Below are 22461 nucleotides of genomic sequence, written 5' to 3' on the forward strand. Positions count from 1 at the left end.
ATCAACTTTTTAGGTTGCACTAGAAAGAAGATTCAAGATCGTGGATTCCGCACGATCTTCGGGGCGCAATCGCAGCCATTCCGGACCCAATTGATGCCTGAACCAGGTCGCCTGCCGCTTGGCATATTGTCGCGTCGCGATCTTGGCGCGCTCGATCGCTTCGGGAAAACCCAGCTCCCCGGCCATTGCGGCCTGGAGTTCGCGAACGCCGATCGCTTTCATCGCCGGCAAGTCGGGATCGAGCCCAAGATCGGTCAACCGCCTGACCTCGTCGAGGGCGCCCTTGTCCAGCATGCGGTCGAACCGCGCCTCGATCCGCTCCACCAGCGCCGCCCGGTCCGGTTCGATCACGAAGAAGTGCGTGCTGGCCCTGTCGATCATGGGCCGGCCGCGCGCCGCCTGCCATTCCAGGATGGAACGGCCGGACGCGTCCAGCACCTCCAGCGCCCGCACGATGCGCTGGCCGTCGGTCGGCTTCAGCATCATACCGGCCGCGGAATCCTCGCGCAGCAGGATGCGGTGCAGCTTGGCCGCGCCCTGCTCCTGAAGCTCGTAGCGCCAGCGGTCACGGATCGACTGCGGAATGTCGGGCATTTCCGAAATGCCCTCCGCAAGCGCCCGGAAATAAAGCCCGGTGCCGCCAACGAAAATCACCGGCCGTTCGAAGAACGTGCCATCTGGCCGTTCGAAGAACGTGCCGCCTGGTCGTTCGAAGAACGTACCATCGTCGATGAGCTTCATCACGTCGCGCAGCCAGGCGCCCGTGGAATAGGCGGTGGAGGGTTGGACATGCCCGTAGAGATAATGCGGGACGCGAGCGAGTTCGGCGGCGGTCGGCCGCGCGGTCAGCACGTCGAGCACCGAATAGCCTTGCATGGAATCGGTGTTGACGATGACGCCGCCCTTGCGCTCGGCGATATCGAGCGCAAGGGCCGACTTGCCGCTGGCAGTCGGCCCGGCTATCAGGATCGCGTTCTTTACGCGGCCCTCGCCCGCCTGCCCGCTGGAATTTTCGATGCCCCCGCTTACTACGCCCTTGATCGCCACGCTTGTGTCCCATCCCGCCGGTCGTGCATTGTCGCCGGCGCTTGCGAATATGGCGTCACGGTCGGTCGGCGCAAGCATTGTTCACTGGCTGGCCGAGGGCATTGCCTGCGAATTCGTTTTGCCCGAGGCGGCCGAAGCCGCTGAAACGACCGCCAGCCTGCGCGCCGCGCTTGCTACCGAACCGGTCGACGTGATCGTGCAGCAGGCCGAGGGACGGCGAAAGAAGATCCTCATGGCCGATATGGATTCGACTGTCATCGACCAGGAGTGCATCGACGAGCTTGCCGACGAGATCGGCGTCAAGGATTACGTCGCCGCCATTACTGCGCGATCGATGAATGGCGAGATCGCTTTCGAGCCGGCCTTGCGCGAGCGGGTGGCGCTGCTGAAAGGCCTCGACGCTGCCGTGGTCGAACGCATCATCGCCAACCGCCTGACGCTGGCCTCCGGTGGCCGCGCCCTTGTCCAGACCATGCGGACCAACGGCGCATGGACTGCGCTCGTGTCGGGTGGCTTCGACGTCTTCACCTCACGCATCGCCGCCATGGTCGGCTTTCAGGAGAACCGCGCCAACCGCCTGATCGAGCAGGACGGCCGCTTCACCGGGCTGGTTGCCGAGCCGATCCTGGGGCGCGCCGCCAAGGCCGATGCGCTGCTTGAGATTTCGGCGCGCCTCGGGCTGGCCACCGCCGACGCCATCGCTGTCGGCGACGGCGCCAACGATCTCGACATGATCCGCCTTGCCGGCACCGGCGTGGCACTTCATGCCAAGCCGGCCGTGGCGGCTGAGGCAAGGTTCCGCATCGACCACGGCGACCTGACCGCGCTTCTCTATCTGCAGGGCTACCGGCGGGAGGAGTTTGTGGGGTGAAACCGATCCGCACCGAACGCCTGATCCTGCGCAACTGGGAGGATCGCGACCGCGAGCTCTTCCACCGGATCAATTCCGACGAACGCGTCATGGAGTTTTTTCCATTTCGCCGCGACCGCGCCCAGGCCGACGCCAAGATGGATGAATTGCGCGCCGTCATCGACCATGACGGTTTCGGCTTCGCAGCCGCCGAAATCGTCGCAACCGGCCAATGCATCGGTTTCGTCGGCATAACGCCAACCGATTATTTGCCTTTCTTGCCTGCCGGCACCATCGAGATCGGCTGGCGGCTGGCTCCCGAATTCTGGGGCCGTGGCTACGTCACCGAGGCAGCCGAAGCCTGGCTCGGCTATGGCTTCGAAACCCTTGGCCTCGACGAAATCGTGTCCTTCGCCGTCAAGGACAATCGCCGGTCCACGGCCGTCATGGAGCGTCTGGGCATGATCGCCGACCCGGCCAGCGATTTCGAGCACCCCGGCATTCCGGACAGCCACGCCAGACTCAAGCGGCATGTGTTCTTCAGGCTCTCGCGCAGGGAATGGCAGGCAAGAAAAAAGGCAGCTCGCTAGCCGCCTTTTTCCTTAAAATCAAAGAGCTCCAGACTTTACCGGACTCAATCCATCCGGATCGTCACAAACCGCAATTCGCCGGTCTTCGACGCCAGCATCAGCAACGCGTTCTTGCGCCCCTGCTCCTTTAACGCACCAATCCTGTCCATGACATCCTTGGGCGTAGCGACCGATTCCTGCGCGATCTCGGTGATCACCTCGCCGGCCTGGATGCCGCGTTCGGCAGCGGCCGAATCCTTGGCGACTTCGGTGATGACGACGCCGGAAACTTCGGCGGCGATGCCGAATTTCGTCCTCGTCTCGTCGTTGAGCTCGCCAACCGTCATGCCAAGCACGGAAGCCGCCGAAACGGCAGGCGCCTCGTCGCCATTGTCCTGGTCGGCGTTGCCGTTCTCGCCGCTGGCAAGCTTTTCGCCATCTTCGAGCCGACCGAGCGTCACCTTCACGGTTTGCTCGACACCTTTGCGCACGATGACCACGTCGACAGCCTTGCCGACCGTGCTTTCCGCGACGACGCGCGGCAGGTCGCGCATTTCATTGACGTCCCTGCCGTCGAACTTGATGATGACGTCGCCCGCCAAGATGGTGCCATTATCGACGGGCCCGCCCTTGATGACGCCAGCGACCAGCGCGCCCTTGGCGGTAGCCATGCCGAGGCTTTCGGCAATGTCGTCCGTCACCGGCTGGATGCGCACGCCGAGCCAGCCGCGCCGCGTCTCGCCGAACTGGCGGAGCTGGTCGACGACGCCCAATGCGAGCTGCGAGGGAATGGAAAAGCCGATGCCGATCGAGCCGCCGGACGGCGATATGATCGCCGTGTTGATGCCGATCACCTCGCCGTCGCTGTTGAATAGCGGTCCGCCGGAATTGCCGCGGTTGATCGCGGCATCGGTCTGGATGAAATCGTCATAGGGTCCGGAATTGATATCGCGGTTGCGGGCCGAGACGATGCCGACCGTCACGGTGCCGCCAAGGCCGAACGGATTGCCGATCGCCATCACCCAGTCACCGACACGCATCTTGCTGGAATCGCCAAATTTCACCGCCGTCAGCTTGTGCCCTTTCGGATCGACCTTCAGCACCGCCACGTCGGTCTTGGTGTCGGTACCGACCAGCGTTGCCTTCAGCGTCACGCCGTCGGAGAAATTCACCTCGATGTCGTCGGCATCGGCGATCACGTGGTTATTCGTCACCACGATGCCCTGCTCGGCGTCGACCACGAAGCCGGAGCCCAGCGACTGCACCTTTTGCGAGGGATTGCCCTGCTCGCCGGGACGGTTCTTGAAGAAATCGTCGAAGAAATCCTGGAAGGGCGAGCCTTCTGGAAGCTGCGGCATCGGCACCGCGCCCGGACCTTCCGTGCCCTTCACCCTCTGCGAGGTCGATATATTGACCACGGCGCCGAGCAGGCCCTGCGCGAGATCGGCGACCGATTCCGGGCCATCCGCGGCTACCGTCGGCGACACCAGCGACGGGACGGTAAAGGCGGCGATGAGAAATGCCGCAGCACCCGCGGTGGCCGTCCGCCGCGCCGCGCGCAAAAAGCTGTTGGATGTCATCGAGAAGTCTCCCGGTGTCTCTGAAAAGAAAAGCGCTCGCCGAAAACGCTGCGTCGAGTCATGTTGGCAAGAAATACGGCACGTTTGCGGCTATGGCTATCGGCATAGGATAAATCCTGCGTTATCCCGAAATCACAGACCGACCATGTCATCCACCGCGCACCAGCCAGACGACGCCGACGCCAACGGCGATTGCGATCAGCCCGGCAATCCGCAGCGCATTCTCCGGCATCGACAAAACTTCGCCGGCTAGCTTCTTGGCGAGGCCGGGAAAGCCGCCATAGACCAGGCCCTCCACGACGAGGACCAAGCCTATTGCCGCCAGAAAGTCCTGCATCGGCCGTTACTGGCCGGTGCCTGGCTGCGCTGGTGCTGCCGGTGCAGCAGGTGCTGCCGGCGTGTCCGCGCCGGCGGGATTGCGGAAGAAACGGAAGAATTCCGAATTCGGCGACAGCACCATCGTCGTCCCGGTATTGTCCAGCGCCGTGCCATAGGCATTCATCGACCGGTAAAAGCCGAAGAAGGCCGGATCGCGCTGGTAGGCGTCGGCGAAGGTGGCGCTGCGTTGAGCTTCGCCTTCGCCACGCAGGATTTCAGATTCCCTCCGTGCCTCGGCGACGATCTCCACCACTTCACGGTCGGCGCGAGCCTTGATGCGCTGCGCCGCCTCGTTGCCGCGCGCCCTCAGCCGCTCGGCTTCGGCCAGACGCTCAGCCTTCATGCGGTCGTATGTCTGTTGCGAGACTTCCGCCGTCAAATCGGTTCGGCGAATGCGGACATCCTCGATCTGCAGGCCGAGCGACGTGGCGTCGGGCCTCAGCTGATCGCGCACTTCACGCATCATCACGGCTCGCTCTTCCGAGAGCGCCGCCTCGAAGTCGCGCAGGCCGTAAACACGGCGCAAGGCGGCGTCGAGGCGCGTCCTCAACCGTGCCTCGGCCAGCTCGATCTGACCGGACACTGCGGAGCGGAACACGCGCGGATCCGAGATGCGATAGGCGATGAAGGCGTCGACCTCATAGAACTTGCCGCCCGAAACCTGGACGCGGATGTTGTCGAGGTCGAAGCGCAGCACCCTGTTTTCGATCAACTGCACGCTGTCGGCATCGAAGAAGGCGAACGGCGCCTTGAAATAGATGCCCGGCTGGCTCTTGACGTCGACGATCTCGCCGAACCTGAGCACCAGCGCCTGCTGGCGCGCATTGACAACGAAGACCGACGAATAGAGCAGGAACAGGATGACCGCGGCGATGACTGCGATGACGGGAAGACGGTTGGCCATCACTGGTTTCCTCCGAGGACCGGCGCTGGCGCCGGCGCCTTCTGCTGCAACGCCGGCAGCGGCAGATAGGGAATGACCCCTTGCCCGTTGCCTTGCTCGACAATGACCTTGCTGGAATCCCTCAGAACCCTCTCCATCGTTTCCAGATAAAGCCGCTGGCGCGTCACGTCCGGCGCCTTGGCGTATTCGTCATAGACCGAGATGAAGCGCTGCGCCTCGCCTTCGGCCTCCTGCACGACCCGATTCTTGTAGGCGGCCGCGTCCTCGCGGATCTGTGCGGCCTCGCCGCGTGCCTGACCAAGCTTCTGGTTGGAATACTGGTTGGCCTGCTCGACGAACTTGTCCTCGTCCTGTTCGGCGCGCTGCACCTCGTCGAAGGCGTCGGCCACTTCGCGCGGTGGTGCGGCATCCTCGATCGAGATTGCGTTGACGTTCAGGCCGGCCCTGTAGCCGTTGAGCGTCGTCTGGATGAGTTCGCGCACGGACGCAGCAATGCCCTCGCGATCGTCGCGGAAGATGTCCTGCGCCGGTCGCCGACCCACCGCTTCGCGCATGGCGCTTTCGGCGACCTGCCGCAGCATGCCGTCGGGATCGGACACGTCGAACAGATAGGCCCTCGGATCGGAAACCTGATAGGCCACCGAGAACTGGACGTTGACGATGTTCTGGTCGCCCGAAAGCATCAAACCGGAGCCGTTGCCGGTGGCCGTGCCGCCGCCGATGTCAACGAGCTGTTCGGAGATGTTGGCCGTCTCGACCGTTTCGACGGGCCACCAATGGAAATGCAGGCCCGGCTGCGAGAACTCCGCCTTTGGCACGCCGAATCTGAGTTCGACCGCAACCTCGTCGGGCTGCACGGTATAGACCGCCTTGAACGCCCACAGCGCGACAAGCGCTGCCGCGATCAGCCCGAACACGGCGGGGCTGGCGCCACCGCCGCCCGGCAAAGCACGCCGCAACCTGTCCTGGCCGCGCCGAATGATGTCTTCGAGATCGGGGGGCGAGCCCTGCGGGCCGCTGGGTCCCCTTGGCCCTTGCCCCCAGGGACCCTGATTGCCGCCGCCGCCCCATGGGCCGCCGCCTCCGCCACTCTTGTCATTCCAGGGCATGAATGTCCTTTCGCTCCCTCACGCGCCGGCCTGACGACGCAAAAATCCAGTATCGTCCTTCTATAGGGACGCAATGGCGCGCTTTCAACGCGATCGGTCGTCGACGCAGTCCGTTTTGGACCGTCGCGACCCCTTTGTCGTCTCTCAATGCACGTTGCGGCGTCGCTCGTAAACCGAATAGCGTGTCGCATGGCTGTCCTTTTCACCAGCCGGAACGTCCTGAGAGCGGACCGTGCGCCACAAATCCGGGTCGATCGGCGGGAAATGCGCGTCGCCGTCGACGGGACCAAGGATATGGGTGACATGCAAGCGGTCAGCCAACGGCAGCGCCTGGGTATAGATCTCGCCGCCACCGATGACGCAGATTTCGTCGGCGCCGGCCATGCAGCGCCCGCGCACCTTCGCCAGCCTGATCGCCTCGTCGAGCGAATGCACGACTTCGACGCCCTCGGCGCGCCAGGCCTTGTCGCGAGTCACCACGATGTTGAGCCTCCCCGGCAGAGGCCGGCCGATGCCTTCATAAGTCTTGCGGCCCATGATGATGGGTTTGCCCATTGTGTCGGCCTTGAAGCGCTTGAGGTCGCTGGAAAGCCGCCACGGCAACCCGCCATCGCGCCCGATCACGCCGTTTTCGGCGATGGCGACGTAGATCGCGACGTCCATCAGCCGCCGCTCCCGCTGTCGCTGTCCGACGGCACCACCAGGAGTATATCGATGTCGCGTTCGGGATAGAAATCCTGCGCCGTCATTTCGAACGTCGTCGGCCCAACCTTCTTGACGTTGTCGCCGCAGAACGAGACCAGGCTCTTCGGATTGCCCTTGTCGACGGTCAGCTTGAACTTGCCGATAGTGCCCGCTGCCCAGTTGCCGCCCGTGGTCAGAATGTAGGAGATGCGGCTCTCGAAATATCTCGGGGTGCCGTCGGGATCCTCCTTGACTGCCTTGCGCACTGCGTTTTCGAACGAGTGGTCCATGCAGTAGCGGGTCTTGTAGGCGGCGTATTGGCCCTGGCCGTCAGAGAAGGAGCTGACCGAGGACGTGCCGCCGACGCTGGGCTTGTAGCGGTGGGCGACGTGGACGGCCTTGTTGGCTGTAAAGGTCGAGCGCCACCAATAGGTCGAGCGCAATTGCCAGAACGGCGCATAGACGGTCTTCATGCCCGTACCGTCGTCGGCGGTGTCCTCGATGATGATGCCGCGATCGACCCAGTCGTCGGCAACCGCTTGCGGCAACTTTGCCAATGCCGCCTTGGCCGCGTCGCCGAACGGATAGAACGGCACGTTCTGCGCCTTCAAATCGGCGCCGATATCGATGCCGAGCGCGAAAACCTTCTGCTCGAGCTGTGGCTTTACCGCGACGCCGTCGATCGTCACCTCGAAGCCAAGGAAGTTGTCGCTCTGGTCGTCGGGAATCGCCAGCATCTCGTAGGGATCACCTTCGATATCCGGCATCGGAAAGGCAACGATAGCATCGACGTCCTTGTCGGTATTGTTGCGGAAGACATAGTCGACCGTCACCTTTTCCGACGAGATGTAGAGGTCCTCGCTCTCCATGGCGATGGCGTCGCTGCGTGACAGGATCAGTCCGCCGGTACCCAATTCGGCGATCGAATCATTGGCGAAGACGGGCGTGGCCAAGAGTGCCAGCGCTGCAGTCAGGACATAACGTAACATGGACGCTCCTCGGCAGAGAATGTCCTATGACCCTAACCGTTTCGATGTGGCGTTCAAAGCCCTTCCGCGCGCCGCGGAAGCTTGCCCACCGTGCCAGGCTTGTCTGGACACCGACGTTGCGATCGGGCAGGAGTTCGCCCATGCGCAAGCTTCTCGTCATCGGCATCGGCGCCGGCAATCCCGACCACATGACCGTCCAGGCCATAGACGGCTTGAACCGCGCCGACGTGCTGCTCATTCCCGACAAGGGCGCGAAGAAGAACGATCTCGCCGAACTGCGCCGTCATATCTGCGACCGCTTCGTCACCAACCCGAACTCGCGCCGCGTCGAATTCGACGTGCCGGTGCGAGCCGAGCCGGCGCCCTCTTATCGCTCGACCGTCGATGACTGGCACGAGGCGATCGCCGCGATCTATGAAGACCTGATTCGCGACGAGCTTTCGCAAGATGGCTGCGGCGCTTTCCTGATCTGGGGCGACCCCTCGCTCTACGACAGCGCGCTGCGCATCCTCGAGCGCGTGCGCATGAGGGGCAATGTCGACTTCGAACTGGAGGTGATCCCCGGCATTACCGCTGTTCAGGCGCTTGCCGCCGGCCACAAGATGGCATTGAACCGCATCGGCGATGCCATTGCGATCACCACCGGCCGCCGGCTCACCGAGGAAGGTTTGCCCGACAATGCCGGCAGCACCGTCGTCATGCTGGACGGCAAATGCGCCTTCAACACGCTGGACGACAAGGACCTCGTCATCCACTGGGGCGCCTATCTCGGCACTCCCGACGAAATCCTCATTTCCGGCCGCCTTGGTGACGTCGGCGACGAGATTATGAAGACACGCGAAGAGGCCCGCCGGAAAAAGGGCTGGATCATGGATACCTATCTGCTGCGCAAGCCCGGCGAGCCGGAGGATGTTGATTCATAGCTCAGCCTAAGAGTCCGTTCGAAAATTCGCTCCGCCGCGATCGATGGCGCGATTTTCGAGAACCGGAGCGGAGCGGACATTCAAGTCCGTGAGCACCGGAAGCGCAGAAAATCACGTCAGGCATCCGGCGGAGTAGAGTTTGCGTAGGCCTCTTACCCGGCGTCGATTTCCGCCTGTAATGCCTCCATATGCGTCGCAGCCGCGGAAGCCGCGGCCCGTTCGATGGCGCGAAAGCGGCTGACCACCGCAAGCCCCACCGAGGTCAACTGGGCGCCACCGCCCTTTTTGCCGCCAGTCTGCGCCGCAACCAGCGGCTTGCCGAACACCCGGTTCATGTCCTCGACCAGATCCCAGGCGTGTTTGTAGGACATTTCCATGCCGCGCGCCGCGGCCGAGATCGAGCCGAAGGCGGCGATCTGCTCCAGAAGCTCGACCTTGCCCGGCCCGATGCGGCCGTCTGGATCGAGGTTTATCCGCAAGCTCAGCGACGGCATTTGCTCCTCCGCAGTCACGCCACGTCCATACTAAAAGCTCTCCGGCGATACCGCTATTCCAAAATGATATAGCGACAATCATCCGCCACTCATCCATCCGCCTCGACAGGCAAGCCGGCGCTCGTATTCGCTCGGTCGAAGCTCACCGTCTTGACCACGGCATAGACGTTTCGACCGAGCCCAAGGTTCAGCGTCTGCCGCGATTGCTCGGTGATCCGGGCAAGCACGGTCGCGCCATTGCAGTCTACAGCGATCTCGACCGTCGGCCCCTCGCCAGGCTCTATCGCCACGATCGTGCCCGGCAAGATATTGAGCGCGCTCAGGCCCGTCGGCTGCTCGGTGGCGATCATCACGTCGCGGGCACGGATGCGGAGGCGGACCGGCGCACCGGCCGGCGTTGCCAGAAGCGGCACGCGGATGTCGCCCGCCGCCGAGCCAAGCACGGTCATGCCAAAGGCTTCGTCATGGCGCAGCACCGCGGTATCCAACACCGCGCCGCCCTCGCCGCGTTCTTCCGTCGGCAACAGGTCGAGCCGCTGCATGATCGTCCCGGTCGGGCCGGTGGCAGCGACCTTGCCTTGCGCCAGCACAACGACGTCGCTTGCCAGCCGCACCACCTCCGAGATCGAATGACTGACATAGACGATCGGGATTTTCGTCTCGTCGCGCAACCGCTCGATATAGGGCAGGATTTCGGCCTTGCGGGCCTCGTCGAGTGAGGCCAGCGGCTCGTCCATCAGCAACAGCCTTGGACTGGCGAGCAGCGCCCGGCCGATCGCCACGCGCTGTTTCTCGCCGCCGGAAAGCTTTGCCGGCCGCCGGTCGAGCAAAGGACCGATGCCGAGCAGGTCGACCACGGCACTCATGCTCGCATATCGTTCCACCGTCGGCGTGAACCAGCGACCGTAGCGCAGATTGCTGGCCACGCTCATGTGCGGAAATAGCCGCGCGTCCTGGAACACCATGCCGATGCGGCGCTTATGCTTCGGCACGAAGAGGCCGGCATCCGTATCGACCAGCACGCGGCCGTCGGCCTCGATCCGCCCCTTGTCGGGCCGGATCAGTCCGGCAATCATGTTGATCAGCGTCGTCTTGCCGGAGCCCGAGGGCCCGAACAGCGCGGTCAGCCGTCCGGCGCTTTCGAAGCGGGCGTCGATCTCGAAATCGCCAAGCCGATGGCTGATGTCGACCACGACCGTCATTCGATATCCATCCGCTTGCCGACGCGACGCGCCAGCACCTCCGACGCGATAAGTGCCGCCATCGAGATGACGATCGAGATCAGCGTCAGCCTGAGCGCGCCGGCATCGCCGCCCGGCACCTGCGTGAACGTGTAGATCGCCGACGGCAGCGTCTGCGTCTCGTTAGGGATGTTGGAAACGAAGGTGATCGTCGCGCCGAATTCGCCCATCGCCTTGGCGAACGAAAGAATTGCACCGGCGATCAGGCCGGGCAGGATCAGCGGCAGCGTGATCGTCCCGAATACCCAGAGCGGATTGGCGCCAAGCGTTCCGGCCGCCGCCTCGATCCTGCGGTCGACCGCCTCGATCGACAGCCGGATCGCCCGCACCATCAGCGGAAAGCCCATCACGCCGCAGGCCAATGCCGCACCCGTCCAGCGAAACGAGAAAACAATGCCGAAATGTTCGGCAAGGAAGGCACCGGCCGGACCGCGCCTGCCGAAAGAGAGCAGCAGCAGATAGCCGGTGACCACCGGCGGCAGAATCAGCGGCAAGTGAACCAGCCCGTTGAGCAGCGTTTTGCCCCAGAATTGTCCGCGGGCAAGCACGAGCGCGATCAATATGCCGGGCGGCAGGCTGGCGATCATCGCCACCGTCGCCACCTTGATCGACAGCCGGACCGCATTCCATTCGTCGGGAGTGAGGTCCAGCAGCCAGTTCATCTTTTGGCGTCGTGCCTCAGTTGCTCGGCGTAAGGACCGTAAAATCCTGTGCCTTGAAGAGCTCGCCTGCCTTAACGGACTGCAGGCATTTCAGGAATGCCGGCGCATCCTTGTCCTTCGAATCCGCCGTCTGGGCAACCGGGTAGACGATCGGCGGATGCGAATCCTCCGGGAAGGTGCCGATCACTTTCACGCCGGGCTCGGCGTGCGCGTCGGTAGCGTAGACGATGCCGAGTGCTGCTTCGCCTGTCGAGACCAGCTTGAGCGCGGCGCGCACATTCTCGGCCTGTGCCACCTTGCCTTCCACCGAGGACCAGACGCCGAGCTCTTCAAGTGCCGCCTTGGCATATTTGCCAGCCGGCACCGCCTTGGAATCGCCCATGGCAAGCCTGCTCTCGCCGATCAGCCTGGCAAGATCGAAACGCTTTTCGATCTTGGTTTCGGCCGTCGAATCCTTCGGCGCCACCAGCACGATCTCGTTGCCGAGCAATTTCACTTCCGTGTCCGGCTTGATCAGCTTCTTGTCGGACAGATATTTCATCCAGTCGAGATCGGCCGAGATGAAGATATCGGCCGGCGCGCCGCCCTCGATCTGCTTGGCCAATGCGGAGCTTGCCGCATAGGAAATGGTCGCCGCCTCGCCGACGTCGGCCTCGCAGGCGGTGTTCACGGCGTCCAGGGCGTTCTTCATGCTTGCCGCGGCGAAGACGATCAGCCTGTCGTCCGCGTGGGCAGCCGGCATCGCGGCGATCAACATTGTCGCGAGGCCGCCAATGGCGGCCGCCTTCAATCCAAAACCCTTGCGCACCAGCATGAAACTCTCCTGGACTTGAAATCCGATCGGCGCAAGGCCTGCCAATCGATATATCCGCAAGAATATAACAAGGGAAGGATTTTTGCCAGACTTAGCCCGGATAATGGCCCAGCCAATGGCATTGTGTATCGCTGCCACCGCTCGCGATCAATTGAGGTGGATACAGCGCAACGTTGTGGGCCGATGCCGTAGGTCAACGCATCGGATATCGCGGTCGGCATCGACGAGCGGACGGCATCCGAGCGATTTTGAGACAGGGTGGGTAGAAGCCCAATGTTTGCGGCTCACACCGCGATCGGCGCCTTGATCGTCGCGTCGGCGAGATAGTTTTCCAGCCGGAAATCCTCGAAGCGGAAGGCAAAGAGGTCCTTCACCTCCGGATTGATCCATAGCGTCGGCAGCGCCTTGGGCGTGCGCCGCAACTGTTCGCGGGCCTGCTCGAAATGGTTCGCGTAAAGATGCGCGTCGCCCAGCGTATGGACGAAATCGCCAGGTTTGAGCCCCGTCACCTGCGCCACCATCAGCGTCAGGAGCGCATAGGAAGCGATGTTGAACGGCACGCCGAGAAAGATGTCGCCGGAACGCTGATAGAGTTGGCAGGACAACCTGCCTTCCGAGACATAGAACTGGAACAGGCAATGACAGGGTGGCAGCGCCATGGCTTCCACTTCGGCCGGGTTCCACGCCGAAACGATCAGCCGTCGGGAATTAGGATTCTTGCGTATCTCCTTCCGAAGATTCGCAATCTGGTCGATGGCGCCGCCATGGCCGTCCGGCCATGAACGCCATTGTTTGCCATAGACCGGGCCAAGGTCGCCATTCTCGTCGGCCCATTCGTCCCAGATCGAGACGCCGTGGTCGTTGAGGTATTTGATGTTGGTGTCGCCGGCCAGGAACCACAGAAGTTCATGCACGATCGACTTCAGGTGAAGCTTCTTTGTGGTGGTGACCGGAAAGCCGCGCGCAAGGTCGAAACGCATCTGGTAGCCGAACACCGAGCGCGTTCCGGTGCCGGTGCGGTCGCCGCGATCGGCGCCATTTTCCAGCACGTGCTTCAAGAGGTCGAGATATTGGCGCATCGGCTTCGGCTCGATTCGGGTTACGTCCATCATAACCGACTGGCTGCCGGCCGAACATATCAAAGCGCAGAATGTTCCTACAAGCGGCTACACTCTGGGCTGGCGCGGAAATAGCGCCAGCATTCCGCCTGATGCAGGATGATTGTCAAAGGCTGGCAAGCTTGCCCAGGTCCTTGGCGACCAGGTAATAGAAGGTCACGCGGCTCTTGGTGTTGTCGGCCTCCATCGCCTTGCAGGTCTTTTGGATGGCCGCGTCCGCCTTGCTGCCGTCGGCGATGCCGAGCTTCTTGGCAACCCAGTTGTCCTTGACGCGCTCGAGTTCCTTGGGATCCGTGCAGGACACCAGCGAGGAATCGCGGTTCCTGAGCGCAATGCCCAAATGCTTCACGATCTTGGCGACCGCGTCGGCATCTGCCGCGGAATCGTATTTCTTCACGTCTGCGAGATAGTCGGCCATCAAATTTCCCCTCGTCGGCGCCACCGGATCCGGTCGATGAGGGTTGTGGCGCGCTGCCGCAAAATGTGCGCTAGGTCGGTAACTCCTCACCGCCGCAAAGCTTCGGTTGAGACCGTTCACAAGTCAACCCTTGGCGGTACTGTTTGACACAGCGACAAAGCGCCGTTGAGGCCTTTCATTTTCCACGATCGATCCCTATATTCGCGTTGTCGGCTTGACCGACTATGGCGATAAACAGGCGATGAAATAAGCCGTTCGGACCCGGGGGCGGTACCCGGCGCCTCCACCAAAAACCGCTCTTCGAAGAGCGGCTTTTGCTGGGGGCGAAATAGGATCGACGAAGGTGTAAAGATCGTACTTTTGCCCGGCATTGTACCACCGTTATCGGGCTAAACTTATAGTTGCCAACGACAACTATGCGGAAGCACGTCTCGCCGCGTAAGCGGTGCGATAGCTTCAATTCAAGCCCTAGTGGTTCGCACTTCTAGGCGGGGTTCGGAGGTACCTGGCAACAGAAACCTCCACTTCCCCTCTGATCCCCATCTCCCCTCGATATTGTAGCGGCAGCAGGCTTGCTGGCCGCGCTTCTTGCGCTGCGTCCATCGCGACGCTGTCTTGCCGGCAAATGCGGGCGGCCGCATCCATCCAAAGGACTGAAAAATGCAAAACGATTCCGATCGATTCTTCGTGCTGACCGGCGGTCCGGGTTCCGGCAAGACCACGTTGATCGAAGCCTTGCGGTCGGCCGGCCTTGCAACCGCGCCCGAAGCCGGACGCGGCATCATCCGCGACCAGTCGGCGATCGGAGGGCCGGCCCTGCCCTGGCACGATCCGGCGCAGTTCGCCGAACTGATGCTGTCCTGGGAACTGCGCTCCTATCGAGCCGCCCTCGAACGGAACGGTCCCGTCTTCTTCGATCGCGGTGTGCCGGACACTCTTGGCTATCTGCGCCTCACCGGCCTGCCGGTGCCCGACCATGTCAGGAATGACGCCGAATGCTTCCGCTACGCCGGTCAAGTCTTCATCGCACCGCCGTGGCCGGAGATCTTTCGCCAGGACAGCGAGCGAAAACAGACCCTCGAGGAGGCCGAACGCACCTATCACGCGCTGACCAGCGTCTACACGGAATTGAGCTATAAGCTAGTCCCGCTGCCCTTGGCGCCGGTCGAGGCGCGACTGCGATTTATCCTCGCCGAGGCAGGCTTGTAGTTTGAGCCCGGACATGAAAAGGCCGGGACTAACCCGGCCTTTTCATGCTCTCGTTGGACGGCATCTATTCCGCCGGCGCTTCGACAACTTCCCGCCCGCGGCCGAGCGTCACCTTGGCCAGCATGAAGGAGATCACCGCGCAAAGCGTGATGCCGGCCACCATCGGCAGCGGCGTGCCGTCGAAGAACACGCCGGCGATGCCCATGGCGACCGCACCGATGGCGAAGTGCAGCGTTCCCATCAGCGCCGAGGCCGTGCCGGCGATCGCGCCATGCTCCTCCATGGCCAGCACCGAAGTCGTCGGGATCACCAGACCGAGGAACCCGTAGCCGACGAACAGCAGTACCGCCATCACGTCGAGCCGGTCGACGCCGGATGCCATCACCGCGAACAGCACCACCATCGTCGTCGCATAGCCGACCACCGCGACCCGCACCACGGGCCTCAGCCCGAACCGTTCGGACAGTACCCCCGTCAACTGCGACATGCCGATGAAGGCAACCGCGTTGATCGAGAAGAACACGCTGTAGACCGACGGCGACAGCCCATAATGGCCGATCAGGATGAAGGAGGAACTCGACAGATAGACGAAGAAGCTCGCGATCCCGAAGCCGGCGATAGCCGTCAGGCCAAGGAAATTGCGGTCGCCCATCAGAAAGCGGTAGGCCGTGAGCGCGGTACCGAACGAACTGCCTGCACGCGCCTCGACCGGCCGCGTCTCCTTGAGCGAGGTCGCCAGCAGGATGGTGGCGAGCACCGCCCCACCCGTCACTGTCCAGAACACGGCACGCCAGCCGAAATTCTCGATGATGACGCTGCCGGTCAGCGGCGCCAGGATCGGCGACACCGAAAACACCAGCATCAAGAGCGACATCAGCTTGGCAGCGTCGGTGCCGGTGTGCAGGTCACGCACGACGGCGCGCGGCACCGCCATGCCTGCGCTGGCGCCGAGACCTTGCAGGAAACGGAAGGCGATCAGCCATTCGATCGAAGGCGCCAGCGCCGAGCCGATGCCGCCGACCATGAACAGCGCGAGACCGCCATAGAGCGGCAGCTTGCGCCCGACCATGTCGGAGATCGGCCCGACGACGATCTGGCCAAAACCCATGGACAGAAAGAAGATCAGCAAACTCATCTGCACGGCAGCGGTGCCGGCCTCCAGATCCGCGCCGATCGAAGGCAGCGCCGGAAGATACATGTCGATGGCGAACGGGCCGATGGCGGTCAACAGGCCGAGCACGACCGCGATGCGGAGGAATTGGGGACTCATGATAGCAGGCTTCTTTCAAGTCTGGTTACCGCCGTCGACCGGCGTAAACCCTAGGACGTTCCATCCCGTGAAATTCAGACTCTACTACCGAGTCGAAATCCCTTCGTGTTAAGTCCACAAATTTAGACACTCTTGTCTAATTCGTCAATCACCTCTATATAGTTTTCATGAAGCTCAACGTTTCTCCTGACACGATCCCGCCACGCGGCCATGAGGCCAAGCGCGTCTCCATCATGGACGCTGCCGGCAAGGTGTTCTGCCGCGAGAGCTTCGCCGGCGCCAACATCGACATGATTGCCGCCGAGGCCGGCGTTTCGCGCCAGACGATCTACAACCACCATGGCGACAAGGAGAACCTCTTCGTCGCCATCGTCCGCGACCTCACCGAACGCTGCAATGCCGGCATCTTCGCCACCATTTCCACCTTTCCGGACCAGCCGAAGGATCTCGAGGCCGATCTGATCGCCTTTGCCGTGCGCATGAACCGCAACTGTGTCTGCAACCGCGATGGAAAATTCCTGCGCAAGCTGATCCAGACCGAGGGCGAGCGCTATCCCGAGCTCTTCGCCGAATGGCGCGAACAGGGACCGGGCAGGACATGGCCGGCGATCGCCGCCCGTTTCGCCCGCCTCGCTCATGCCGGTTTCCTCGACATCGAGGATCCCGATGTCGCGGCTCGCCAGTTCCTGGCTCTTGCCAATGCCGAACTGCAGACGACCTTCATGCTCGGCGGCACGCCTGATGACGATGAGGTGCTGCAATCCGCGACGCATGGCGTCCGCACCTTCCTGCGCGCCTTTGGCAAGCGCCAGCAGGTGGCCGATGCACAAAAGCACAGCCCGCCCACTGGCGCCTGAGCGATCAAATCTCGGACATTGCCCCTTCGCATCTGCGCGATCGGCTTCTATATCCGGTTTACGCCGCCCTCAAGCTTGATTACAGCTATGCGGGACGATTCAACGGAACCCGACAGCCACATGGCCGACGACCATATCCGCTACGACATTTTGGCCCAGGAGGCGTTGCGCGGCGTCATGCGCAAAGTCCTGGCCGAGGTCGCACGCACCGGCCTTCCCGGCAACCATCATTTCTTCATCACGTTCCTGACCGGCGCCCCGGGCGTGCGCGTGTCTTCGAGGCTGCGCGAGCGTTATCCCGAACAGATGACGATCGTCATCCAGTTCCAGTATTGGGACCTGAAGGTGAGCGACACCGGCTTCGAGGTCGGGCTGTCTTTCTCCGACGTGCCGGAAAAGCTGGAGATCCCGTTCTCGGCGGTACGCGGCTTTTATGACCCGTCCGTTAATTTCGAGCTCGAATTCGACGTGAAGACGGAAACCTCGGCGGACGAGGAACCGGCCGGCGGGCCCGCCCCCGAAGCGCTGGCCGTCGTCGCCGAGAAAAAGCCTGACAAGAAGAAGGCCACCGAGGCCGAAAAGAAGCCTGCCGTGGCCGACGCCGCCGCCAAGGGCGCCGACGTGGTATCGCTCGACGCCTTCCGCAAGAAGTGAACCGACGGGCCGCGCGGCATGGCCGACATCGTCAATCTCCGCCAGGCCCGCAAGCAGAAGGCTCGAGCGGAGAAGGAGCGCCTGGCCGAACAGAACCGGACGCTGCACGGCCGCTCCAAGGCCGACCGGGAGCGTGACCGTCTGATCGCCGACAAGGCGGAAAAATTCGTCGCCGGCCATCGCCGAGAAACCTCGGGCGATCCGGATTCCCCGAGCATCGGACCGAAAAGTGCGTTGCGGTTTTCGGATAAATCCGATGCCTGAGATTGAATGAGTCACGTCCGGTGAGCCCGGTCGAGAAACGCTCGGTGACCATTCGCGGCCATCGCACCAGCTATTCGCTCGAAAAGCCCTTTTTCGACGATCTCGTCGCCATTGCGGCTGCGCGAAAACTGACGCTCGCCGCTCTCGTCGCCGAAATCGACGAGGCCCGGCCGCGCGATGCCAACCTGTCCTCGGCACTCAGGCTGTATGTGCTGGGCTGGGCGAAGCGAGGGACGAAAAATTCTTTCTAGACCACGATCACGAACCGAAGGCCCGCGTCAGCAAAAAGTGGGAACCTCGGATAAGATCATGGTCAAACAAGAAGATAGAGCCCATTCCGTTTCTGTCGGGATGGAACGGCGCAGGCTCTAGATCGAGCTATCCACCGCCCAGCGACTTCAGCAGATTGTCGATCGACGAAGGTTCGAGCTTTGGCGCGGATTCAGCTGGCGGCGGGTTGTCATTGGCCGGCGGCTGAGGCGCACGCTCCATTTTCTGCGCCCGCGCCGCGGCGGCCCTGCGTTCGGCGTCGAGCTTCGCCTTTTCTTCCGAAGCGATCCGCATCGCCTCTTCCGCCCTCTGGCGTTGCTGTTCCTCGACCTTCGCCGCCTCGTCGGCCGCCTTTCGCGCCGCCTCGGCCTTCGCTTCGGCATCCGCCTTGGCCTTTGCGTCCGCCTCGGCCTTGGCTTTGGCCTCGGCTTCAGCCCGCGCCTGCGCATCCGCCCTGGCCTTCGCCTCTGCTTCGGCCCGAGCCTTTGCTTCGGCCCGAGCCTTTGCCTCGGCTTCAGCCTTTGCCTTGGCCTCTGCCTCGGCCTGCAGTCGCGCCGCTTCCTCCCGCTTGCGCAATTCCTCGGCTGCCCTGTCACGCTCGGCTTGCAGGGCCGCGTAGTAACGCACCTCGCGCCGCAGCCGCTGTTTTTCAAGCAGTGCCGCCTGCATGGCCTCGACCCGCTGCTGCTCCTTTTCCAGCGCGCGCTGGGTCAGGAATTGCGCCAGCGGCTCGCTGTCGAACTCCCGTTTCGCGGCGCCGAATGGCCCGCCGACGCTGAAATTCACAGTTGGATCGGAGCCGACCAGCGCTTCGTCGCCGGGCCGATACGTGATCGAACCACTGGTGGCGACCGTGCTGGCGTTCAGATCCGCCGTGACGTCGGCGGACAGCGTCGCCGCCGGATTTTCAAGGTTGACCGGCGGTGCCCTCAACGTGCCGCCGGCGATTGTGAACGCGATGTCGGTATCCCCAGCCGGAAAACTGCCGTCCGCTGCGATCTGCGGCGCGAAGCCGGCGGTCTTGGCCGCATCGATATCGCGCCCGATCGCATCGGCCTTGGCGATGAAGGCGCCAAAGGCGTCGGGATTGACGCCGGCAATGGTCAAGCCTTTCAGCGCCGCAGTGCCGGAGCCGGACAGCGCCGCAACCATCGCATCGACCGATTTGCCGCCGGTCGAAAGCGCCGCCGAGAAATCGCCGCTCCCGCTGATGCCGGCCTGTGGCAGCACGGTCGCCAGATCGGCGCCGGCAAGTTTCATCTGGCCGGAGAAAAGCCCGGTGCCGTCATTGTTCTTCAACTCGAACAGCCCGGAAAGCGCGCCACCGGAGAACTTTGCCTTGAGATCCGAAACGCGGATGCCTTCCTGGTCGAGCTTCAGCGCCAGCGCCGCATCATAGGCCGTGGCGAGCGGGCCGACGGCCAGCGATGCCGCGGTCAGGTCGAGGTCGGCGGTGAACGGCAGGCTGGACTTCTGGCTGAATGGGGCGGTCGGCCAGGCGCCGCCGGTGCCCAGGAAGGCCTGGTCGCCCAACAGCGACACCGCCATCGGGTCGAGATCCAGTTCATCGAGCGCCAGCGCGCCGGCAAGATGCGGCAGCCCGTCCTTGACGTCGACATTGACGTCGCCGGAAACCGCCGCCTCGTTGATGGCGCCGTTGAGGCCGGACAGCACCAGAAGGCCGCTGCCGAAGTCGGCGTCGGCCGCAAACCACGTCGACATCCCTGTCCCCATGCCCGGCAGGCCGACGCCTGTCGTCATCAGCCACGGCTCGATGTCGGCGGCCTCCAGGCTGACCTTGCCCTTGGCGGTGGGGCCTTGGGGCGTACCGGCGACCGTCCCGTCGAAGCCGGCCTTGAAGTCGTCGCCGGCTAGGTTGAAGCTCGTCGCCATGCCGCCGCCAAGCGTGCCTTTCGCCGAGACATCGGTGGTCGCCTCGCCAACCATGCCGAGCGGCAGCGCCGGCAGGCCGTAAAGCGCCAGAAGTGCGGTGGCGTCGGCATTCCTGGCGTTGAAGGTCAGCGCCACCGGCGCCTCGAGAAGCCGCTCGGCCACCCCTTTGCCGGACAGCGATGCCGAAAACGCCGAGCCGCCGGCCTTGCCTTGCGCGCTGACCGCGAGCCCTGTCGTCCCATCGCCATTGGCGGCGGCACTCGTCACCAGATCGATGCGCGCATCCTGGAACAGCTCGGGATAGGCCGCCACGCGTGCCGCCAGTCCCTTCAGCGCGGCATTGTCGGGATAGTGCCGCGCCGCCACGTCCACCAACGGCTTGAGGTCGACGGCGACGACGGAGGCATCGAGCTTGCCGGTCGGGCTCACTGGGAAATCCTTGATCCGGCCGGTGGCGCTGATCGAAGCGCCGGCAAGCCCACCGAGCGAAAGCCGGTCGATTTCGAGCAGCCCGTCGCGCAATCTCAGCGCCGTGTCGACCATATCGGCGGTCAGCCCGCCGGCACTGACCGGCCCGGCCTTGATCTGGAAATCGAGGTCGCGGTCGGAAAAACGGTTGGCGCCCTTGTCGCTGATGAAGATCGAGGCGAAGGCAGCGAGCCCATCGACATCGAGTTCGCCACCGTCGAGCCGCATAAGCACCGACGGCCTGGCGTCGTCGGGCTGGCTGGAATCGATGCGGCCGGAAAATCTCGCCTTGCCGAGAACGAGCTCGAGGTCGCTGAAGGCCTGGCGCTTTTCGCTCAGCTCGACCTCGGCCTTGAAGCCGGCGGCCGGCAGCCGGCGGATCGCTTCGTCGACATCCTTCGACAACCAGGCGGCAAAGCCGGAAGGCTGCCCCACGGCCAGAAGCAGCGAACCGGTGAAGCCGAAATGATCCTCGACGCTGAGCATGCCGTTTGCTTCGAGCTTGGTGCGGCCGGGGAGCGTCGCGGCCAGCGACTTCACCGACCAGCCGCCATCGGCCGGTTCGGCGGAAAGGCGCACATCGCGAACCGTTGTGTCGCCGGCCAACACCGCCGGCAGCTTCACCTCGACGGTGCCCGGTATGGTCGGCTTGGGCAGATCGAGCAGTGCCTGCTCCAGCGCCGCGACACGCGCCGACAGCGTCAGCCCGGTGCCGGCTGGGGCGCCGACGGCTTCATCGAACTGCACCTGAGCGCCATGGGCCTCGATCGAAAAGCTTGGATTCGGCCCAAGGTCGACGGCAGCCTTGCCATCGGCGGTGTAGGGATTGTCGAGCGGCCCGGTCTCGAAGCGGAATTCGTCGACACCAAGCTTCCGGTGGTCGAGCGAAAATTTGCCGTTCAGCCTGAACCCCGGCTCCACCTTGCCAGCGCTGGCCTGCATCGTCCCACCGGCCGTGCCGTTAGGCTGCGCCGAACCCTTGTCGGCACCATTCTTGTCGGAACCTGCGACCTTGAACTGGCCCGAATAGATCGCGGCACCGTTGACGATACCGGCATTGCCGTCGGCTTCGATGACCAGCGGATAGGCATCCGGATCGGCCTTGAGCCGAACCCGCATCTGCCCGTCGTCACCGGCCTTGCCGGTGGAGGCGATGACCGTGCTGCGCAGGCCGTCGAGCCGGAGCGAACCATCCATCCGCCAAGGTCCGGCCAGCGATTTGGCGGAGATCGTCGAATTGATCTCGGAAAGGAGATGGCTGCGCCCGCCGGCGGCATGGCGCAGCGCGATCTCTCCGTCCGTCACCGTCAGCTTCTCGATCGAGATCTGATTGGGATCGAAGGGCGAGGACGGGCGTATCGCCCAGTCCACCGTGCCGTCGGCGGCAACATCGATTGTCGCCTTCGGCCGCACCAGCCGCATGTCGAAGATCAGCACCTCGCCGCTCAGGAAGGGCGCCAGTTCCGCATCCATCGAAAAGGTCTCGACGGTCATCGCCGGCTGGCCGCCGGGGCCGCCGGCAACGGTGACGTTCGAGAAGGTCACCGAGGGAAACGGCAGCAGCCTCGCCGTCGCATCGCCCCGAACGATGACCTTGCGGCCCAGGATGGCGCTCGCCTCGCGCTCGAAATCGGCACGGTAGCCCGTCCAGTCGATAAAATACGGCACCACCAGCGCCGCACACAGCACCAGCACGAAAAGGCCACCGAAGATCACGAACAGGCGTGCGAGCATCAGCTCCCGAGCAATTGATTGAAATCAGCCGCACTCTACCTGCATCAGCGTGTCGATAAAGA

General features: G+C 63.4%; 23 protein-coding genes and 1 other RNA gene. 9 read left to right on the top strand and 15 right to left on the bottom strand.

Annotation, left to right across the window (positions count from 1 at the left end; all coding sequences use genetic code 11):
• Positions 1–9 precede the first annotated feature (9 nt).
• Positions 10–1047 carry a tRNA (adenosine(37)-N6)-dimethylallyltransferase MiaA gene (gene miaA, locus IQ26_RS19345; protein WP_240547175.1) on the bottom strand — a complete coding sequence of 346 codons (1038 nt, stop codon included), beginning with the start codon at positions 1045–1047 and terminating at the stop codon, positions 10–12.
• Here miaA and serB point away from each other — a divergent pair.
• Together serB and IQ26_RS19355 are read left to right on the top strand one after the other, a co-directional pair.
• Positions 1016–1918, top strand: a complete 903-nt coding sequence (serB, locus tag IQ26_RS19350) for a phosphoserine phosphatase SerB (protein WP_145719958.1) — start codon at positions 1016–1018, stop codon at positions 1916–1918. The genes miaA and serB overlap by 32 nt on opposite strands.
• Positions 1915–2487: a GNAT family N-acetyltransferase gene (locus IQ26_RS19355; protein WP_145719959.1), complete on the top strand. Its 573-nt coding sequence runs from the start codon at positions 1915–1917 to the stop codon at positions 2485–2487. Before serB ends, IQ26_RS19355 begins: the two co-directional genes overlap by 4 nt.
• 44 nt (positions 2488–2531) lie before the next feature.
• Here IQ26_RS19355 and IQ26_RS19360 read toward each other — a convergent pair whose 3' ends face one another.
• From IQ26_RS19360 to IQ26_RS19385, 6 genes are all read right to left on the bottom strand, one after another.
• Complete coding sequence (locus IQ26_RS19360) at positions 2532–4046, bottom strand: DegQ family serine endoprotease (protein ID WP_145719960.1); 1515 nt, start codon at positions 4044–4046, stop codon at positions 2532–2534.
• 148 nt (positions 4047–4194) lie between these two features.
• The gene (locus IQ26_RS19365) at positions 4195–4383 is read right to left on the bottom strand and encodes a DUF2065 domain-containing protein (RefSeq protein WP_145719961.1); all 189 of its coding nucleotides are present in this window, start codon (positions 4381–4383) and stop codon (positions 4195–4197) included.
• Between the two features lie 6 nt (positions 4384–4389).
• Positions 4390–5328, bottom strand: a complete 939-nt coding sequence (gene hflC / locus IQ26_RS19370; RefSeq protein ID WP_145719962.1) for a protease modulator HflC — start codon at positions 5326–5328, stop codon at positions 4390–4392.
• Positions 5328–6437 (bottom strand): FtsH protease activity modulator HflK, encoded by a 1110-nt coding sequence (hflK, locus tag IQ26_RS19375; RefSeq protein WP_145719963.1) that lies wholly within the window; start codon positions 6435–6437, stop codon positions 5328–5330. The genes hflC and hflK overlap by 1 nt, the downstream gene beginning before the upstream one ends.
• Positions 6438–6581: 144 nt before the next feature.
• The gene (locus tag IQ26_RS19380; RefSeq protein WP_145719964.1) at positions 6582–7100 is read right to left on the bottom strand and encodes a dihydrofolate reductase; all 519 of its coding nucleotides are present in this window, start codon (positions 7098–7100) and stop codon (positions 6582–6584) included.
• Positions 7100–8110 (bottom strand): DUF4424 domain-containing protein, encoded by a 1011-nt coding sequence (locus IQ26_RS19385; protein WP_145719965.1) that lies wholly within the window; start codon positions 8108–8110, stop codon positions 7100–7102. Before IQ26_RS19385 ends, IQ26_RS19380 begins: the two co-directional genes overlap by 1 nt.
• A gap of 140 nt (positions 8111–8250) precedes the next feature.
• Here IQ26_RS19385 and cobF point away from each other — a divergent pair, with 140 nt between their 5' ends.
• A complete protein-coding gene (gene cobF, locus IQ26_RS19390; RefSeq protein WP_145719966.1) occupies positions 8251–9033 on the top strand; it encodes a precorrin-6A synthase (deacetylating) in 783 nt (260 codons plus the stop codon).
• A gap of 152 nt (positions 9034–9185) precedes the next feature.
• On the opposite strand, the gene IQ26_RS19395 is transcribed toward cobF, so the two are convergent.
• From IQ26_RS19395 to IQ26_RS19420, 6 genes are all read right to left on the bottom strand, one after another.
• The gene (locus tag IQ26_RS19395) at positions 9186–9527 is read right to left on the bottom strand and encodes a winged helix-turn-helix domain-containing protein (protein WP_145719967.1); all 342 of its coding nucleotides are present in this window, start codon (positions 9525–9527) and stop codon (positions 9186–9188) included.
• An 89-nt stretch (positions 9528–9616) separates the two neighbouring features.
• Complete coding sequence (gene modC / locus IQ26_RS19400) at positions 9617–10729, bottom strand: molybdenum ABC transporter ATP-binding protein (RefSeq protein WP_145719968.1); 1113 nt, start codon at positions 10727–10729, stop codon at positions 9617–9619.
• Positions 10726–11430 (bottom strand): molybdate ABC transporter permease subunit, encoded by a 705-nt coding sequence (modB, locus tag IQ26_RS19405; RefSeq protein ID WP_145719969.1) that lies wholly within the window; start codon positions 11428–11430, stop codon positions 10726–10728. Before modB ends, modC begins: the two co-directional genes overlap by 4 nt.
• Positions 11431–11446: 16 nt before the next feature.
• On the bottom strand, positions 11447–12244 hold the full coding sequence (gene modA / locus IQ26_RS19410; protein WP_208760184.1) for a molybdate ABC transporter substrate-binding protein: 798 nt from the start codon (positions 12242–12244) through the stop codon (positions 11447–11449).
• Between the two features lie 284 nt (positions 12245–12528).
• Positions 12529–13323 (bottom strand): thymidylate synthase, encoded by a 795-nt coding sequence (locus IQ26_RS19415; protein WP_145720036.1) that lies wholly within the window; start codon positions 13321–13323, stop codon positions 12529–12531.
• A 145-nt stretch (positions 13324–13468) separates the two neighbouring features.
• Positions 13469–13780 carry a DUF2853 family protein gene (locus IQ26_RS19420; protein ID WP_145719970.1) on the bottom strand — a complete coding sequence of 104 codons (312 nt, stop codon included), beginning with the start codon at positions 13778–13780 and terminating at the stop codon, positions 13469–13471.
• A gap of 169 nt (positions 13781–13949) precedes the next feature.
• Between IQ26_RS19420 and ssrA the strand changes: the two genes are divergently transcribed.
• Positions 13950–14306, top strand: a transfer-messenger RNA (tmRNA) gene (gene ssrA, locus IQ26_RS19425).
• 134 nt (positions 14307–14440) lie between these two features.
• Entirely contained in the window at positions 14441–14989 is a 549-nt protein-coding gene (locus IQ26_RS19430) for an AAA family ATPase (RefSeq protein ID WP_145719971.1), read from the top strand.
• Positions 14990–15053: 64 nt separating this feature from the next.
• On the opposite strand, the gene IQ26_RS19435 is transcribed toward IQ26_RS19430, so the two are convergent.
• A complete protein-coding gene (locus tag IQ26_RS19435; RefSeq protein ID WP_145719972.1) occupies positions 15054–16259 on the bottom strand; it encodes a multidrug effflux MFS transporter in 1206 nt (401 codons plus the stop codon).
• A gap of 167 nt (positions 16260–16426) precedes the next feature.
• Here IQ26_RS19435 and IQ26_RS19440 point away from each other — a divergent pair, with 167 nt between their 5' ends.
• The 4 genes from IQ26_RS19440 (at position 16427) to IQ26_RS19455 (ending at position 18285) form a co-directional block, all read left to right on the top strand.
• Positions 16427–17116 (top strand): TetR/AcrR family transcriptional regulator, encoded by a 690-nt coding sequence (locus tag IQ26_RS19440; RefSeq protein WP_145719973.1) that lies wholly within the window; start codon positions 16427–16429, stop codon positions 17114–17116.
• Between the two features lie 120 nt (positions 17117–17236).
• The gene (locus tag IQ26_RS19445) at positions 17237–17770 is read left to right on the top strand and encodes an SspB family protein (RefSeq protein ID WP_145720037.1); all 534 of its coding nucleotides are present in this window, start codon (positions 17237–17239) and stop codon (positions 17768–17770) included.
• A gap of 18 nt (positions 17771–17788) precedes the next feature.
• Positions 17789–18034 carry a DUF4169 family protein gene (locus IQ26_RS19450; protein WP_145719974.1) on the top strand — a complete coding sequence of 82 codons (246 nt, stop codon included), beginning with the start codon at positions 17789–17791 and terminating at the stop codon, positions 18032–18034.
• 20 nt (positions 18035–18054) lie between these two features.
• Positions 18055–18285: a ribbon-helix-helix domain-containing protein gene (locus tag IQ26_RS19455; protein WP_145719975.1), complete on the top strand. Its 231-nt coding sequence runs from the start codon at positions 18055–18057 to the stop codon at positions 18283–18285.
• A gap of 127 nt (positions 18286–18412) precedes the next feature.
• Here the strand turns inward: IQ26_RS19455 and IQ26_RS19460 are convergent, their stop codons facing one another.
• Positions 18413–22399 carry an AsmA family protein gene (locus IQ26_RS19460; protein WP_145719976.1) on the bottom strand — a complete coding sequence of 1329 codons (3987 nt, stop codon included), beginning with the start codon at positions 22397–22399 and terminating at the stop codon, positions 18413–18415.
• Positions 22400–22461 lie beyond the last annotated feature (62 nt).

It is taken from the genome of Mesorhizobium tianshanense (genome assembly GCF_007830515.1).
Classification (GTDB): domain Bacteria; phylum Pseudomonadota; class Alphaproteobacteria; order Rhizobiales; family Rhizobiaceae; genus Mesorhizobium; species Mesorhizobium tianshanense.